We start from the raw sequence: 16,784 nt of genomic DNA on the forward strand, positions 1-16,784 counted from the left end.
CCCATGCTCAGGAAATATATAAACATTATTTCCCAAACATCAAAATAGAGGGAGGCACATATCTCCCTCTGGTAATATTTTTCTTGTTTGTCAAACCTTAACTACTTCTACTCCTGCTTCCTGAAGCAAAGTCATGGACAATTCGTCCGGATAAGCTCCATTAAACACAATTCGTGTTATTCCGGCATTTATGGCCAGTTTTGCACACAATACACAGGGTTGGGTGGTAACATACAAGGTAGCACCATTAATGCCGGTTCCGCTGTAAGCAGCCTGTACAATCGCATTCTGCTCCGCATGGATAGCCCTGCAAAGTTCATGCCTCTGTCCGGAAGGAATATTTAGTTGTTCTCTTATACAACCCACCTCCGAGCAATGCTTGCAGCCCACCGGCGCTCCGTTGTAACCTGTTGCAAGTATTCTCCTGTCCTTGACAATGATGGCTCCAACCTGTCTCCTCATGCAAGTAGATCTCGTTTTTATCAAATCCACAATCTGCATAAAGTATTCATCCCAAGACGGCCTCATATATACCCCTCTTTAACCCCGGTACGGGAATTGATTCACATTATATATTCTATGGTAAAATTACTTTGTTCCAAATAACCTGTCACCTGCATCACCGAGACCGGGAACAATATATGCGTGATCGTTCAGCACCTCGTCAACAGCCGCACAATATATCTCCACGTCGGGATGATCCTTGCGGATTCTCTCTATTCCGGCTTTTGCTGCAATGAGGCACATTAACTTTATACTTCCTACGCCTCTGTTTTTAATGAACTGGATGGCAGCCGATGCCGAACCGCCAGTTGCAAGCATGGGGTCCAGTACTACAATCTCTCTTTCCTCCACATCCACGGGAAGCTTGCAGTAATATTCCACAGGTTCAAGGGTTTCAGGATCCCTATATAAGCCGATATGTCCAACCTTGGCCATGGGAAGCAGTCTCAGCATGCCATCCACCATTCCCAGGCCGGCTCTCAATATTGGAACTATTCCAAGTTTTTTGCCGGAGATAACCTTTGTCTTTGCAATTCCAACAGGTGTTTCAATTTCCACTTCCTTAAGCGGCATGTTTCTGGTAACCTCATAGCCCATAAGCATTGCTATTTCAGAAACCAGTTCCCTGAACTCCTTGGTGTTTGTATTCTTATCTCTGAGTAAAGATATTTTGTGTTGTATCAACGGGTGGTCAAAAACAAATACGCTATCCATTTTTATTCCTCACTTTGTCAAATATTTTTTTTCAATATCAGAAATTTTGTCAACCCTGCAGCCGTGCCTTCCACCTAAAAATTCGGTTTCAAGCCAGGTCTCGATGATATCAAACGCAACACCCGGGCCTACAACCCTTTCACCTATTGCAAGTATATTTGCATTATTGTGCTGCCTGCTCATTTTTGCCATATAACTGTCGGTACAGAGCGCCGCCCTTATCCCCGGAACCTTGTTACAGGATATTGAAATTCCTATTCCGGTGCCGCAGATAACAATGCCTTTTTCGCACTCTTTTTTGCTTACCGCCTCAGCTACAGCTTGTCCATAGTCAGGATAATCCACCGAATCAGGACAGTTTGTGCCAAAATCCTTAACTTCCAGCCCCTTGCCCTCAAGGAACTTTATTATATCTGCCTTAAGCAGATATCCTGCGTGATCGCTGCCTATCGCTATCAAATTTATCTCCATTTCCGGCTCAGGATAATCAACCTGCCCAGTCAGAAAACCAAACATATCAATAGGTTACCAGATCCTCCCGAGTAGATGTCCTGCGCACTTTTTTTAAAATAATTGGTTCATATTATTGACAATTGCTTATGTTCCAGCATTCCTTTTTATTTTATAGCATAAATTATTACATGTCAAAAAAAAGTCGCCCCGGCAGTATTTTTTAGCTATTAGCCGTCAGGTTGCCTATTACTGCTTGAACGCTGTCGAAAATTTCCTCCGCACAGCTTTCATAGCTTTCATAGGGCATGCCGTACGGGTCGGCAATGTCTATAGAGACAGCTTCCTGCGAGAGCCGGGGATATGCATATTCCTTCAAGGTATAAACAGAGGACTTTTTTTCAGGAAAGGCACTCCTTAAAAAATCTCTGTGCTGTCTTGTCATTGTCAGTATCAGCCCGGCATTTTCAACATCTGCCTTACTGAGCAGTTTTGCCTTGTGAATGGATATGTCAATGTCCCATAGCTTTTTTAAGGCAGCAACCGAGTGTGACGAAGCAGGCTCCCCGTCAAAAGCCTGTATTCCCCTGGAGGAAACAGCCATCTCCTGCAAGGTTTTCTCCTGCTGGGAGAATGCCCTGAAAATACCCTCGGCCATACAGCTTCTGCAGGTATTTCCTGTGCAAACAAAAACAATATGTGGAGCCTTTTGCTCTTTATATCCGGGTTCCATATAAACCTCCTTATACGGTAATGTCAAATAAGCTGTCAAACCTCTATTACGTGATAACCTGCCGCCTTGATAAGCCTGTTCATTATGGCCAGGCCCACCTCATGCTCTTCCACGGCTTCAGCAATTATTACCTCCACACCCCTGCCGTCGAATTCCCGGAGCAAGGCAAACAATCTGGCTGCAATAGTCTCAGGGCTGTTCCTGTCCCCCAGTGACAGGGCAAGAAACCCGGAATAGCGGTTTGCTGTCTGCTCTGTAGAACATATCCCTACAGACCGTCCGGCTTTTTTGTTCTCTTTGGCAAGCTCAATAACTTTATCCACCTGCTTTTTCATATCCTTGCTTCTTACAATCACCACCTGTGCTTCCGGAGAATAATGGGTGTATTTCATTCCCGGAGCTTTGGGCGTATTTTCCGGACTGATTTTGCCTAGAATTGTCCTGTCAATTTCAATGGGACCGATAAGCGCTTCCAACTGTCCCGGAGTAATTCCTCCCGGCCTTAAAAGCACCGGAGGCTCAACGGTGACATCAAGTACCGTGGACTCCAGGCCAACACGTGAGCTGCCCGCATCAACCACCATTTGAATTTTTCCGTCCAGATCGTCAAGCACGTGCTGCGCCGTTGTGGTACTGGGCCTGCCTGACACATTTGCGCTGGGGGCGGCCACAGGCACATCTGCCAGACGTATAAGCTCCCTGGCTACAGGGTGCTCCGGCATGCGGATTGCCACCGTATCCAGACCGGCGGTAATTACGCCCGGAATAATGGAACTTTTCTTCATTACAAGTGTAAGAGGTCCTGGCCAAAGCTTGTCCATAAGCACTACAGCCTTTTCAGGTATGCTTCCGGTCAGTTCTCCGACTCTCTCCCTGTCTGCAATATGTACGATAAGAGGGTTGTCAGAAGGTCTGCCCTTGGCCTTGAATATCTTCTCCACCGCCACAGGGTTAAGCGCATCCGCACCCAGGCCGTATACCGTTTCAGTGGGTATCGCTACGATTTCACCTTCGCGCAGGATGTCCGCCGCCTCCTTAAGCTTTTGCAAATCAATATTTTCTGGATCTATTTTTATCAATTTTGTTTTCATTTCTGACCTCTGGAATTAATTAAGCATTGTTACTATTATACCACATAATATACCGAATATATTACCTACCGAAGACATCCTCCCCAGGTAAATCCTCTTTGATTCCGGAATGAGCTCGCCATATACCACAAAAAGCATGGCACCTCCGGCAAAGCCCAGACACAGCCCGATAAACTGTTCCGATACATGCCCCAGGGCAGCTCCCGCCAATGCTCCTATCCCCATGGGAACCCCGGACAATACCGTAAGCAGGAACGACTTAAGCGCTGAAAAACCTCCCAGCTTCATGGGCAAAGCCATGGCAATCCCCTCCGGAATATCATGTATTGCAATTATGAGAGTCAGTGTAACGCCAAGGCTCAATGAAGCTTCAAAGCCGGAGCCCACTGCAAAGCCTTCCGGCAGGTTGTGCATGGCAAGACCTATTGAAACAAGTATGCCCGCTTTGAGCAGTCCGGAGTTGCCCTTGGCGTTTTTGATGACATCAACCTGCTTCACCAGGTCATCAATGACAAGGATTATCAGTATCCCCGAAAGCACTCCAATCAGAGTCAGGTTGAGACCCGCTATCTTAACAGCCTCAGGTACCAGTTCAAAGCATACCACCGAAGTCATCAGCCCGGCGGAAAACTCCAATATTGAGCTCAAAATCCTGTTACTTATATTTTTGCCCACAAAAAAGGCTATCAATCCACCAATACCGGTTCCGGTAATTCCTGATATCAAGCCAATTACTGCTATTTTCAATATATGCTCCACGGCAATTCCATCCTTTGACAGTAAGTTTGTAACAAATTCTTTTTTAATTTGCGTTACAAAACATACTATTCACAAACCCCGCGAATTATTAACAATTCGTCCAACTTTTTAATCTTCATCATCACTGCCGGCACCCAATTTTTCGGATTGGTCGGTAGTTATAAGTGCATCGATTATTTCATCAAGGTCACCGTCCAGAACCTGGTCAAGCTTGTAGAGTGTCAGATTTATTCTATGGTCTGTGACTCTTCCCTGGGGATAATTATAGGTTCTGATTCTTTCACTTCTGTCTCCGGTACCCACCTGGTTTTTCCTGTCCTGGGCAACTTCACTGTTCTGCTGTTCCTGGGCAATTTCATAAAGCTTTGACCTCAGAATTTTCATGGCCCTGTCCTTATTCTTGTGCTGTGAACGCTCGTCCTGGCAGGCAACAACCAGACCGGTAGGAATATGTGTTATTCTTATGGCCGAATCTGTTTTATTAATATGCTGGCCTCCCGCTCCGCTTGCCCTGTAGGTATCTATTCTCAGGTCATTTGGATTTATTTCCACATCTACCTCTTCCACTTCAGGAAGCACTGCCACTGTTATTGTGGAGGTGTGAATCCGTCCGCTGGACTCTGTGGAGGGCACTCTCTGCACTCTGTGGACTCCGCTTTCAAATTTCAGGCGGCTATACGCTCCCTTTCCTTCGATAGAAAACACAACTTCCTTGAAGCCTCCCAGCTCAGTTGGATTGGAGTCGAGTATTTCGGTCTTCCAACGCTTCCGTTCGGCATATCTGGTCATGGCTCTGAAAAGCACACCTGCAAAAAGTGCCGCTTCCTCACCGCCTGCACCGCCGCGGATTTCTATGATAACATTTTTGTCATCGTTGGGGTCTTTGGGAACTATCAATATCTTAAGCTGCTTTTTTATAACTTCAAGCTTTTCCTGCGCTTCTTCAAATTCGCTCTGAACCATCTCACGAAAGTCCTTATCAAGGGTGTCATCAAGCAATTCTCTCGCTTCCTCCACCTCCGAGGTGACTTTCTTGTATTCTCTGAATTTGGAAACTATTTCTTCAAGGTCAGAGTATTCCTTCATTAACTTCCTATATTCTTCCTGGTTGTTTATTATATCAGGATCACCCAGCTTGTGACTTATTTCCTCATAACGGTCTTCTGCTGACTGCAGCTTATCAAACATAAAAATCCTCCACCGACTATCAATACTCTTAATGCTTCACCGTACGGACCTTTCAGCCTTGCCGTATAAACAATTGCCCACCGGTGTTACGCAATTAGTTATTATAACATGAATGCCACCTTGACGCAAGAAAAGAACTACCTTTAAGTAGCCTTTAAAGATAGTTCTTTTTGGGGTTTAAAATTCTATATAAAATTATATCACGTAAGCGTTTTTAACCCTTCCAGGTCTATTTCACTACTTCAATCTGGCCGTTCATGGTCTCACTGGTAATATTTACCTTTCCAATCCCCATGGCATAATCCTTGCTTTCAGCTTCAACAAAGCTGCCTGTGACCCCCTTGCGGTTTACATTGTGGTAAACAATTTCAGGAATGAGCAGGTTAATCGATCCATTGCTGGCATGAGCCTTTATCTTGTATACCCTGTTGTCCATATCGTTCATATTAACCTTGATACCGCCATTGGATGTCTTGAGGTACATGTTCATATCTGAATTCTCATCCACATTTTGAGCATTCTCAATATTTATTCTTCCGTTTATTGTTACAGCACTTACATCCCTGACCTTGATATGCTTTATATCTATAACAGCATTGCTGGTGTCTATGCCGATTTTGTCACTGATTATATAATTCATCTGAACTCTGCCGTTTTTGGTACTTACAGACACTTTGCCGCTGTTTACACCCATAAGATCGATGTGTGCATTCTTTGTTACCGCCTCCACCTCTTCAGAGAGTGAATCCTCTATATATATCTTGCCGTTGGAATTTTCAATCTTTATGGACTTGAACTTAATATCCGGGATGAATACCTCATGTGAAACACTTACATTGATAGCTGAGCTTCCTACCTTTATGGATATGTTTTCAGGATCATCTGCAAAGATCACAATCCCCTCGCCATTGGGAGAAGCACTTTTTATCCTTGAAATAATCATAACCTTGGAATCGAGATGCTTTTTGATGACAATACTTCCGTTGACCCCGCTTATTTCAAGATTTGCCCCCTCTGCCGGAATAACTTCATAGTTTTTCTGAACAGTCTGCAGGCTTCCGAAAATATTAAAGGAGTTTGTATCTACAAAGCTTCCCACATAATCAATAACCTTGTCGACAATTCCAGCAGTGGTGCTGGCAACATTCTTTCCAAACTTTTCGGCTTTGACGGAAAAATCATCAATCATGTTGTCAAAATCAGCCTGGTTATAATTGGTCTTGAATTCCTTCTTCCACTCATTTACCCTGTCTCTTACCTTTGCAGCTTCTTCGGCAAAGCCGTTGGATTTCTGATTTCTTCTATAATTGAAATTTTCCGTATTTTCTCTTTCAGTTTTTTCTTCAAGTGCCGCCAAAAGCTTAGCAGCTTCTTCAGTGGAAATTTTCTTCTCTTCCACCATTTTCAATATCAATATTCTTTCTTCGCTAATAGACATGGTCAAACTCCCTCCTAATTCTCCCGCTTTTATTATTCCTTCATTTGGCTTAATGCTTCTTCAACACTTATCTCACCCGCATTAAGTTTATCAAGTATCTCCTTTTTTCTGCCCGGCACTTCGGGGACAGGTTCACTTTTGTGTCCCAGCGCGGAAGCAACATCCTCAAGTTTGTTTTTAACAGTGGGATAGGACACTCCAAGTTCCTTTTCAACTTCCTTTATGTTTCCTCTGCATTTTATAAATACATCCAAAAAGTTCCTTTGATCGTTGTTCAGCTTACAGAACTTGCATAGTGCAAAATGTCCCTCAATAACCGTATCACAACTATTGCAGGTTATTCTTGTTACCTCTGTTTCACTCCCGCAAACCGGGCACTTACCGAAAGCTTCTCTTGCCATAAAATCACCTCTTAAAATTTTAAAAATATTCGAATTATTTATTAACACTTAAATCTTTTGTATAAAAAATTAATTTTCTTAATTAATCGTTTAATATTATTTATCTTACAAATATATATTATTCCTATTCACAAAAAATGTCAACACTTTTATTTAAATATTTTTAATTAACATATTAATTTTTATAATTAATGAATTAAATATATTAATTTGTTTGTCCATTTATATAATTTATATCTATCTGATGCACAGACGTGGCAAAAACAGGTCTATTTCCGAAACCTTTCAGTTTTCGGCAGAAAAACCCCGCAGGTACAAAAAAGCTCATAGAAAAAACCAACAAGACACTACACAGGCTGTGTGGGCCAGGAGTGCACTACTATCCTTCTATTTTGTAAACATACTTTAAAACAGACCGGATATTGCTCACTAAAAAATTCTGTGCATTTCTATTATATAGGTTTTGCTTATAGCTTTCCTTGTGGGATGCTTTTATAATCGTCGTAATTCCCGCTTCCATACCTTTTAAGGATGCAACTCTTGATTTATTGCCGTTCTCCTCTACAATTTCCAGATATCCATACTGAACCAGATACTCTGTTAACTTCTGTGCAGATACTGCTTTAAAATCACACTGCAGCAGGATAATATTGATTTTATCCACAACCATGCTGACAGGCACAGGCTCCTCCGTCAATTCCACGGTATTTATAATCAATTGGCATACCTCCTCCAGCCCGTATCCCGTCTGAATGGGCTGAGGCATATCAGCACCGCCGGAATCGTTTATAACCTCCAGGAGCACTTTACCATAGGCCTCCAGCTTTACTTTTCCTATACCGGACACTTCCAGAAGCTCTTCCAGGTTGGCGGGCCTTCTGCGGCAAATGTCCGCCAGCGTTGCATCAGAAAAAATAACAAATGCGGGGACCTTCTTTTCCTGAGCTATTTTCAGCCTCAGCTCCTTCAGCTTTTTCATCAGCCCCGGGTCCTCAGCGGTTTTCCGGCTCTCAATCCTGGAATCTGATGAACTGTTCCCATATGCTTTTCTCCTTCTCTCTGCCGCTTTTGCAAGACTATTGCCCGCTTCATTCTCTCTTGGCATCTTCATGGATAATTTGGCATTATCCTGCAGCACTTCCTTCGACCTGGCTGCCAGCTTGACAACCGGAAACTCCGAATTGGTAAGCAGCAAATACTCCTGGAGCACCAAATAATGAATGATATCACGAATTCTTTTTTCCGGAACCCCGGACATTATTCCATACGTTTTTATCTTATCCAGTCCAAGCTTCAGCACCTTCTCCGATTTGCTTCCTCTAAGGGTATCTATCACCATTTTAATGCCGAAGCGTTCCTTCAACCTGGCAATACAGGAGAGAATCATTTGCGCCTGTTCTGTGATATCCGTTTTTTCAAAATTGTCATTGCAATTGCTGCAGTTGCCGCAAAAACCAACCGTCCTCTCGCCAAAATACTTCAGAATGTATTCTCTCAGGCAATCGGAGGTATGGCAATAATAGGTCATCTTTTTCAGCCGTTCCCGTTCTTTCTCCTTTACCAATTCCAGCATTTTAGGTTCCATTTCATCCCGGTCATTTGCGCTGTCAATCAGTAGCTGATTTGTAATGACATCCTGTCCGCCATAAAGCAGGATGCATTCCGCCGGGGTTCCATCACGGCCGGCCCTTCCTGCCTCCTGGTAATAGCTCTCCAGGTTTTTCGGCATGTTGTAATGAATAACAAAAGCGACATTACTCTTGTCAATTCCCATCCCGAAGGCGTTGGTCGCAACCATGACCGCTTTTCTGTCATAGAGAAAATCATCCTGATTGCGTGTTCTTTCTTCTTCTGTTAAACCTGCATGATACCGGGTTGCATTAAAACCATCCCCAATCAGTCTGCTGCATACTTCCTCCACTGTTTTACGGGTGGAACAATAGATGATTCCGCTTTTATCCGGATTCTCCTTCAGGTAGGTTATCACCGTCCGGTACTTGTCTGCCGGCTTCTTTACCTCAAAACTGAGATTTTCACGATTAAAACCCGTAATCAGCACACCAGGCTCCGACAGGCTTAAAAGGCGGATGATATCCTCTTTAACCTCACTGGTTGCTGTTGCTGTAAATGCCGAAATGACCGGTCTTTTGGGAAGCTTCTCAATCACATCACGGATTTTCAGATAACTTGGCCTGAAATTCTGACCCCATTGAGATACGCAGTGCGCCTCATCCACCGTTACCATTGAAATGTCAGACCGCTGCAAAAACTCCAGAAATTCCGGAAGATCAAGTCTTTCCGGCGCTGCATAGATAATTTTATATTTGTTGTTCCTGGCATTGTCAATCGCCTTTGCCGTTTGGGCAGAGGACAGGGTTGAGTTGATGAAAGCAGCAGGAATCCCATTGGCAACAAGTGCCTGCACCTGATCCCTCATAAGGGAAATGAGAGGAGAAACGACAAGAGTAATTCCGGAAAACACCAGGGCAGGAACCTGAAAGCACAGTGATTTTCCAGCCCCTGTCGGCATGATGCCCAAAACATCCCTTCCGTTCAAAATACTGTCAATCATTTCTGCCTGTCCCTCTCGGAACGTATCATATCCAAAATATTGCTTCAATATCTGGTTTTTCAGCAAAACATTATCCCCTCCTCTGGGAATTTGGGCCTGTATAGGCCTCATACAATTTTCATCTTGAGTGTTCCTCATCAAATTACTCTTTACATACGGTTGTCACGGAAGTACCTGCCTTTCTTCCGGCTTCCACCTTCACTATTCTTTTTCCTTCCAGTTCTGCCACCCTGAACTGGATATTCTGGTACTCCACCTGTGGATTTTCACCGTTCTTTGGTATTCTGCCAAGCAGATCCATTATAAAGCCGCTCAGTGTGATAAAATCGCCCACCGGAAAAGGCTCATCCAATATTTCCGCAACCTTGTCAAGACTTATGGAACCTTCAAATATGTATGTGTCATTGTCAAGGTATTCGACATCCTTATGCTCTATATCGTATTCGTCAAAAATGTTTCCGACTATCTCCTCCAGCAGGTTTTCCATGGTGACCACTCCTGCTGTTCCTCCGTAATCGTCAATTACAACTGCCATATGCAATTTGTCCTTTTGCATCTCCTTGAACAGTTCGTCTGTCCGCTTTGATTTGGGAACAAAATACGGATTCCTTGTTATATCCGACAGATTGAATTGCCTCGAGGGACTGAGCATATATTGGATCAAATCCTTAACATGCAGTATTCCTACTATATTATCAATGTTATCTTTGTATACGGGTACTCTGGTATACTTTTCCTTGTCCATTATGTAGAGAGCATAATCCAGGTCGGAATCGACAGGAATGCCTACTATTTTTGTCCTGTGGGTCATTATCTCTGCAACATGCTTGTTGTCAAATTCAAAGATATTATCAATCATCTCTTTCTCAGTATCCTGAATAACACCTTTTTCCTCTCCAACCTCCATCATCATGCGTATTTCCTCTTCTGTGACCCTTTCATGGTCATCCGCGGACGGGTTTCCTCCCAGCAGCCTGATAAAAAAGTTGGTTGAACCGGTGAGAAATTTCACAAAAGGATTTGTCAGCCTGGACAAGAGAATCAGAGGCCCCACTGCAAGCCTGGAAATAAAATCCGCCTTCTGCATGGCTATCCTTTTGGGAATCAGTTCACCAAACACAAGTGTAAAATATGAAAGTACGATAGTTATGAGTATAAGAGAAATGGTGCGGACCAAGGCTTCTCCCAGTGGGAATTTCAAGCGGACAGCCAGGCTTGCGAGATCATCAACAAAGCTTTCAGCCGCAAAGGCACTGGCAAGAAAACCTGCAAAGGTTATGCCTATCTGAATTGTAGCAAGAAACCGGCTGGGTTCGCTGAGAAAATTATGCAGTTGCCGGGCCTTTTTATCACCCTCATCAGCCTGTTTCTTTATGCGTTTATCGTTTAGTGAAATCAACGCAATTTCTGCTCCGGAAAAGAATGCATTTAAGAAGATAAGGACTATGAGCAGCAGTATCCTGGTAAACAAGTAATTCTTCCTCCAAAATTATGTAAAAGTATGTAATTATCTTAACTATACTAAAAACATATATATGTGTCAAATGAGCAAGGGCAGCGGATACTGAAAGTTCATCCGCCGCCCTTTTTTGAAATTTAAAAATACTTGTTTCGTTTAAACCTCACTGCAAATATCAGCCCCGCCACCAGGAATACCACGCTGCCGGCCAGAATGGCCAGGTTTGAGCCCACAGCCATGCCGTTTCTTCCCTGGTTATCTTCTCCGGGTCTTTCCAGAACTTGCATATTTCCCGGAGGGCCTGCTCCATCAGGTGGCTCAAAGCCATCCGGAGGCTGCATCCCGTCTGGAAGCTGCATCCCATCCGGGGGCTGGAAATCGTCCTGTGTCCCGTTTTCACCCGGGGGCGATTGCATTTCATTCTGCTGCTCTCCTGCCGGGCTGTTTGCAGACAGCTGGTTTCCAGGCTGTCCCCGGCCGCCGCCCATACCGCCTCCTCCTTGTGAGCCCATCGTCGAAAGATTTATGGAAGCTGTATCTATGAGTTTGTCAGAAGCATCCTTCTGTGTTTCCGACGTTGACGGAATGCTGCCGTCAAGCTGTCCCGCTATGCTAAGTGCTCTCAGCCTCCCAAACTCCTTAAGCGTTTGAACAGCCTTGGCATATTGCTCTTGTGTATAGAAAGCAGTAGCGTCATTTTTAACAGACTCTGATATAAGCAGGTCAACCTTGTCTATTGTCTGCTGAAATTTTCCCGACTGGAAATATTCATCAACAATCTGTTTCAGGTACTCATGATATTTTTCCCTGTATTCATCCACCTCCAGCAGCTTCGCCACCATAGGCCTCTCCGACATTTTTATTCCTGAAACCGGAGTGTCTATGGGCAGGTTTACCGCCGCCTCAGCAGAATTCATCTGAAAGCCTCCAAATGCAAGGTTATAGTCCCAGGGCAGCATAGTCAGCTTTCCGTCTTCTTCATACAGGTAGTAGTTATGCTTCATGCCGCTGAAATAGCTGTCCATATTCACCAGTACCGTGCTGGCGGCCAGGTATCTCAATGTGGAATCCACATCAATGTATTTATCGAGCTGGGTACCGGAATTCAGATTCTTAATGGCAGCTATCACCCTGCTATAATCATCCTTTGAGCCCTTAAAGACCTCATTGTCAAAAATATTGGAGTAGCTGCTTATACTGTCATCCGTGTATTTCAGGTCGGTACCGCCGCTGGGGCCGTTCCCGCCGAAGCCACCCATTCCTACTCCGCCTCCATTTTGCTGCCGGAACTGGCCTTTGCTTGTACTGCTGTTCCTATTGGATGTGCTGTTGCCGCCGTTGTTCGGCCCGGCATTATTCGGGGCGGCATTATTGATTCCGGGCGGTGCCTGCCTTGCACCCCAATTTCCGTCATTACCGCCATTTCTGCCGCCTCCCGCTCCCATTCCAGCGCCCATTTCCATACTCTCGGGTTTGTAGAGCCTTCCATAATCACTGCCATAATTACGCTGGGCAAAGGCCTCTTCAATAGCCTCCACCGCCACATACAGCCCCCAGTCCTTTCCGTTTACCATCACATCCGCATATACAAAAAGAGGTGTTTTGACTCCAATATACGTCATGAGGTCATAAGACAGATAATCCTTCATATAGGTGGCATCCGACTGGACGTTGTTTATTACCATTTTATCCAGTCCCATAAAGGTCTGCCCATCAATATAGTGGTCAAACTCAAACTTGAAGCTGAACCTGTCGGAATCCGACCTGGCAACGGTAGCCAGGCTGGAGTTCCCTTTAGGCCTTATCCCCACCGTACTTATGGTGCTGCCGTTGATGGTGAGGTCGCAGGAAATATATTCTTCCTGGGCGGAATCAAGCATCTTTTGCCACTGTGTTTCGTCCACCTTTATATCAATTTCAGTTATCCTGTCTTTATTAAATACGTTGCCGGCATATTCCGGCTGTGCAGGCTGCACGCCCTCACCGGGGGTCTTGGGGATTAAGACAATCAAGCCGGTAAAGATAACAGCCACGACAAGCATACTCATTATGAAGACATTTATTTTCTTACCGGTTATCATAAAAACGCCCCTTCCAGCCTATGACATATATTCCCCGTTATAGCTTACGAGAACGGCATTGGACACTCCTTCAAGCTTCGAAATGCTGTTTACGAAACTGGTGGCCATATCCTTAAGCCTGACCTCAATGGTAAGTTCAATTCCATTGGTTGATACGGCCTTGGATTTTACCATATGTTTTCTCACACTGTCATTTACAGTCTTTGTCACCAGCTCTTCAGAGCTTTCATCAGCACAGTTCACTACCAGTATATATGGATTGTCGGAGCTTTTCTTGTTTACAAAAACCAGCATTATTATTCCTATGAAAAGAGAGCCGAAAACAGCAAGAGGAATTAATCCTGCTCCGGTGACAATTCCTGCCGAGATGGCCCAGAAAAGAAAAGCAATATCCATGGGTTCCTTAATGGCAGACCTGAAACGCACTATGGACAGCGCACCCACCATGCCAAGAGACAGAACCACATTAGAGGTAACTGCCAGAATTATCAGTGTTGTCACAAGAGTCATTGCCATCAGAGATACACCAAAGCTTGCAGAATACATTACTCCGTTAAAGGTTTTCTTGTAGACATAGAAAATGAATAGACCGAGAATAAAGGAAAGACCCAGCGCAATTACCATATCCAGCGGTGAAAAGGTGCTCACCTTTTCTATAAAGCCTGATTTAAAAATGTCGTTAAAAGTCATGTCAGCCTCCAGTAAAATAATTTTTTGTTTTTAATTTTTTATCAGCCGTACACCCTGGCCTCGGCATATTTCGAGAATGCCATATTTCTCCTGTTGTCAACCTGAATAATATCTCTTACAATACCGGGCAAAAACTCGTCGTATTTTACCTCCAAAATAATCACATTATTCTGATTGGTTTTGAGAGTAGGCAAATCTTTGATAAAGAGCTCCCTGGAATTCAAGCCGGTTCTGATTTCAGTATCAATTGTTATACGGACGTTTCCGGGCTCATAAACAAAAGGCTCTCTCATATAATCCACCAGGGTTCTTGGTCTTAGCTGCTGATAGTTCATTTTAAAATAAAGTTCCAGCAGCAGGGGATGGGCGGTTTCTTTCATCCAATCCAGCTCGCCTGAAATTATCTGTTCGCACTGTTTTTTAGTCAGTGCCGCCGACCGTTTAAAGCATAAACCGTTTACCTTGCCTTTTTTCTCAAGCCTGATAAAGCTCAAATCGTCATTATAATACCTGATACGGAATTTCTCCCTGTTATTGACGCCGTTTATCTTTTCCAAAAGGGCTTTATTGCTGAAATTATCAAAATAAAGGCTTCTGATTCTGTACTTTCCGCTTTGGTCAACATGCGGGTCAGGCTTTGCTATAAGCTTCAGCCTTCTGCGCAGTGCAAGGTAATCGGAGAAATTTATGCTGTGTTTTATCTCATGTCTGAGCTTGGGCTCACCCATTTATAACACTCCCTTATGGCTATGATTTGGTTCTTACGCCACTGCCAGCTACATGACAAATGATAATATATGAATGTGATGATTTTCTGAACATGGAATGAATTCTGTATAAAAAGTTAACATTTACTTAACAATGCCGGATATAATAAGCAAGTATTAATAGGCGGAGCTGAAGTAACCAGCAGAAATGCCCGTTCACGGGAAGCTTTTGGACTTTTTGAAGAGGAGCGGCACCAATTGAAGCAACTGGCACCGGTACAAAAAAAGCTGTCTCCTGAAGAGACAGCCTCTATTTTTAAATCATTTCTCGTTGTATGGCTCTGGAGAGCATGGGAATTACCTGCTTCTTTCTGGAAACCACGCCGCCCAGAAAAGCGCTGCTTTCCCCGTTCTTAACATTAAATGCCTTTTCCACCAATCCCGAGTCATCTCCTGCGAACAGGATTTCGGAACCTTCGTTTATAATATCGGTAACCATCAGCAGTATCAGGCTGTAGCCTTTATTTTCCTGCACAATCTTCATATGCTTCAGAAGACTGTCCTTAACCTTTCCGAAGGCCTCTGAATCACTGGAGTTTATCTGCCCTATACCAATCTTATATTTATTGAGGATAAAGTCCTTAAAGTCGTAGTCCAGGATTGTTTGAGGACTCATTCCTTCAAGGGATGCACTTGCCTTGTACAGTGCAGTTGCAAATTCTTCAATATTTATATCCGCAATCTTTGCCAGCTTGTTTGCGGACAATTCGTCAGCATAAGTGCTGGTGGGGGATTTGAATTTCATGGTATCTGATATAATCGCCGCACAGAGAATTCCTGCTATCTTCTTGGAGGGATTCAAGCCGTTTTCGAAATACATGTTTGCAATAAGTGTGGAGGTACTGCCCACAGCATCATTTTTAAAGTATATGGGATAGCTGGTCTGAATATCACCTATCCTGTGATGGTCAATGATTTCGAGAATGTCGGCCTGTTCAATCCCATCTATGGTTTGAGCCTTTTCGTTGTGATCCACAAGTATGATTTTTTTTCTCCTTTGAGAAATCAGATGGTATCTGGAAATAAAGCCCACTATCCTGCCCTCGTCATCAACAACCGGATAGCTTCTGTACCTTGTTTTAAGCATTTTTTCCTTTATATTGTCTATATAGTCGTGAATATTGAAAACCACAAGCTGTTTCCTGGTCATTATATAGCTGACGGGAATGCTTTGATTTATAAGTCTCGCTGTTGTAAATGTGTCATAGTTCGTTTCAAGTACAATGCAGCCCGACTCCTGTGCATATTTCAATACCTCCTGGTCAATCTGTCCTCCGCAGGTGAGTATAATGCAGCTTACACCAATGGAGACAGCCTTTAACTGACTGTCCTTTCTGTTACCGATAATGACTATATCCCCGGTTTCAACGAAGGGCTCCATGTCCTCCGGGATCATGGCTGCAATCACCACCTTTCCGGCGGCTCTGAACCGGTCTTCATTTCCGCATATAAGCCTGGCATTCAGTGTATCGGTTATGTTTCTCAGGGGAGTATTGCTGGCAGAAAGGATATTGTTTTCAAGCGCATCCAGATAGCTGCTTGTAATATCAGATAAGGTAATGATACCTAATAGTTTGCCGTTTATATCGGCCACCGGCAGTACCTTGATATTATTCTTCTGCATTATGCTCCAGGCCGACTTGATTGAAATATCCTCCGAAACGGGAGTTATAATGTCCATATTCAGATCGGACACCTGCGTCCTGACGGTTTCCTTATATTCCGGAATATCAACTCCAAAATATTTAAGCACAAATTCCGTTTCCTTGTTAATATCGCCTATCCTTATAGGCAAAGCATTCATCGCATGTCTTTTTTTCAGCTCGGCGTAAGCGATAGCGGAGCATATGGAATCCGTATCGGGATTTTTATGACCTGTAATATATATTAGTTCACTCACTAATTATGCCTCCATGAACAATTAGAGTTTGAGTTTT

15 protein-coding genes are annotated in these 16,784 nt (G+C 43.8%); all 15 read right to left on the minus strand.

The features are described from left to right. Positions 1-90: 90 nt before the first annotated feature. Complete coding sequence (locus CLHUN_RS06955) at positions 91-528, minus strand: deoxycytidylate deaminase (protein ID WP_080063857.1); 438 nt, start codon at positions 526-528, stop codon at positions 91-93. A 60-nt stretch (positions 529-588) separates the two neighbouring features. Then, complete coding sequence (gene upp / locus CLHUN_RS06960; RefSeq protein WP_080063858.1) at positions 589-1,218, minus strand: uracil phosphoribosyltransferase; 630 nt, start codon at positions 1,216-1,218, stop codon at positions 589-591. Positions 1,219-1,227: 9 nt separating this feature from the next. Beyond that, positions 1,228-1,677 (minus strand): ribose 5-phosphate isomerase B, encoded by a 450-nt coding sequence (gene rpiB, locus CLHUN_RS06965; RefSeq protein ID WP_080063905.1) that lies wholly within the window; start codon positions 1,675-1,677, stop codon positions 1,228-1,230. 214 nt (positions 1,678-1,891) lie between these two features. Then, on the minus strand, positions 1,892-2,401 hold the full coding sequence (locus tag CLHUN_RS06970; protein WP_080063859.1) for a low molecular weight protein arginine phosphatase: 510 nt from the start codon (positions 2,399-2,401) through the stop codon (positions 1,892-1,894). Positions 2,402-2,436: 35 nt separating this feature from the next. Then, positions 2,437-3,492, minus strand: coding sequence for an L-threonylcarbamoyladenylate synthase (locus CLHUN_RS06975; protein ID WP_080063860.1), 1,056 nt, complete (start codon positions 3,490-3,492; stop codon positions 2,437-2,439). A 15-nt stretch (positions 3,493-3,507) separates the two neighbouring features. Then, complete coding sequence (locus CLHUN_RS06980) at positions 3,508-4,239, minus strand: ZIP family metal transporter (RefSeq protein ID WP_479692026.1); 732 nt, start codon at positions 4,237-4,239, stop codon at positions 3,508-3,510. Between the two features lie 120 nt (positions 4,240-4,359). After that, positions 4,360-5,439 carry a peptide chain release factor 1 gene (prfA, locus tag CLHUN_RS06985; protein ID WP_080063862.1) on the minus strand — a complete coding sequence of 360 codons (1,080 nt, stop codon included), beginning with the start codon at positions 5,437-5,439 and terminating at the stop codon, positions 4,360-4,362. Positions 5,440-5,668: 229 nt separating this feature from the next. Further along, positions 5,669-6,877 (minus strand): SHOCT-like domain-containing protein, encoded by a 1,209-nt coding sequence (locus CLHUN_RS06990; protein WP_080063863.1) that lies wholly within the window; start codon positions 6,875-6,877, stop codon positions 5,669-5,671. A gap of 32 nt (positions 6,878-6,909) precedes the next feature. Beyond that, complete coding sequence (locus CLHUN_RS06995; RefSeq protein WP_080063864.1) at positions 6,910-7,278, minus strand: DUF2089 domain-containing protein; 369 nt, start codon at positions 7,276-7,278, stop codon at positions 6,910-6,912. Positions 7,279-7,657: 379 nt separating this feature from the next. Beyond that, the gene (recQ, locus tag CLHUN_RS07000; RefSeq protein WP_340148327.1) at positions 7,658-9,916 is read right to left on the minus strand and encodes a DNA helicase RecQ; all 2,259 of its coding nucleotides are present in this window, start codon (positions 9,914-9,916) and stop codon (positions 7,658-7,660) included. Positions 9,917-9,992: 76 nt separating this feature from the next. Further along, positions 9,993-11,321, minus strand: a complete 1,329-nt coding sequence (locus CLHUN_RS07005) for a hemolysin family protein (protein ID WP_080063865.1) — start codon at positions 11,319-11,321, stop codon at positions 9,993-9,995. A 125-nt stretch (positions 11,322-11,446) separates the two neighbouring features. After that, positions 11,447-13,390 carry a CotH kinase family protein gene (locus CLHUN_RS07010; protein WP_080063866.1) on the minus strand — a complete coding sequence of 648 codons (1,944 nt, stop codon included), beginning with the start codon at positions 13,388-13,390 and terminating at the stop codon, positions 11,447-11,449. Between the two features lie 18 nt (positions 13,391-13,408). Beyond that, the gene (locus CLHUN_RS07015; RefSeq protein WP_080063867.1) at positions 13,409-14,080 is read right to left on the minus strand and encodes a DUF4956 domain-containing protein; all 672 of its coding nucleotides are present in this window, start codon (positions 14,078-14,080) and stop codon (positions 13,409-13,411) included. Positions 14,081-14,121: 41 nt separating this feature from the next. Then, complete coding sequence (locus CLHUN_RS07020; RefSeq protein ID WP_080063868.1) at positions 14,122-14,808, minus strand: polyphosphate polymerase domain-containing protein; 687 nt, start codon at positions 14,806-14,808, stop codon at positions 14,122-14,124. Between the two features lie 295 nt (positions 14,809-15,103). Continuing rightward, positions 15,104-16,747: a putative manganese-dependent inorganic diphosphatase gene (locus CLHUN_RS07025; protein ID WP_080063869.1), complete on the minus strand. Its 1,644-nt coding sequence runs from the start codon at positions 16,745-16,747 to the stop codon at positions 15,104-15,106. Between the last annotated feature and the right edge of the window lie 37 nt (positions 16,748-16,784).

The sequence above is a fragment of the Ruminiclostridium hungatei genome (assembly GCF_002051585.1).
Lineage (GTDB): Bacteria > Bacillota > Clostridia > Acetivibrionales > DSM-1351 > Ruminiclostridium > Ruminiclostridium hungatei.

Excerpts from the sequence above, each read along its gene's own strand:
- CLHUN_RS07015 (WP_080063867.1), bottom strand. The coding sequence starts at position 14,080 with ATGACTTTTAACGACATTTTTAAATCAGGCTTTATAGAAAAGGTGAGC.
- upp (WP_080063858.1), bottom strand. The coding sequence starts at position 1,218 with ATGGATAGCGTATTTGTTTTTGACCACCCGTTGATACAACACAAAATA.
- CLHUN_RS06970 (WP_080063859.1), bottom strand. The coding sequence starts at position 2,401 with ATGGAACCCGGATATAAAGAGCAAAAGGCTCCACATATTGTTTTTGTT.
- prfA (WP_080063862.1), bottom strand. The coding sequence starts at position 5,439 with ATGTTTGATAAGCTGCAGTCAGCAGAAGACCGTTATGAGGAAATAAGT.
- CLHUN_RS06975 (WP_080063860.1), bottom strand. The coding sequence starts at position 3,492 with ATGAAAACAAAATTGATAAAAATAGATCCAGAAAATATTGATTTGCAA.
- CLHUN_RS06955 (WP_080063857.1), bottom strand. The coding sequence starts at position 528 with ATGAGGCCGTCTTGGGATGAATACTTTATGCAGATTGTGGATTTGATA.
- CLHUN_RS06990 (WP_080063863.1), bottom strand. The coding sequence starts at position 6,877 with ATGTCTATTAGCGAAGAAAGAATATTGATATTGAAAATGGTGGAAGAG.
- CLHUN_RS07020 (WP_080063868.1), bottom strand. The coding sequence starts at position 14,808 with ATGGGTGAGCCCAAGCTCAGACATGAGATAAAACACAGCATAAATTTC.
- CLHUN_RS07010 (WP_080063866.1), bottom strand. The coding sequence starts at position 13,390 with ATGATAACCGGTAAGAAAATAAATGTCTTCATAATGAGTATGCTTGTC.
- CLHUN_RS06995 (WP_080063864.1), bottom strand. The coding sequence starts at position 7,278 with ATGGCAAGAGAAGCTTTCGGTAAGTGCCCGGTTTGCGGGAGTGAAACA.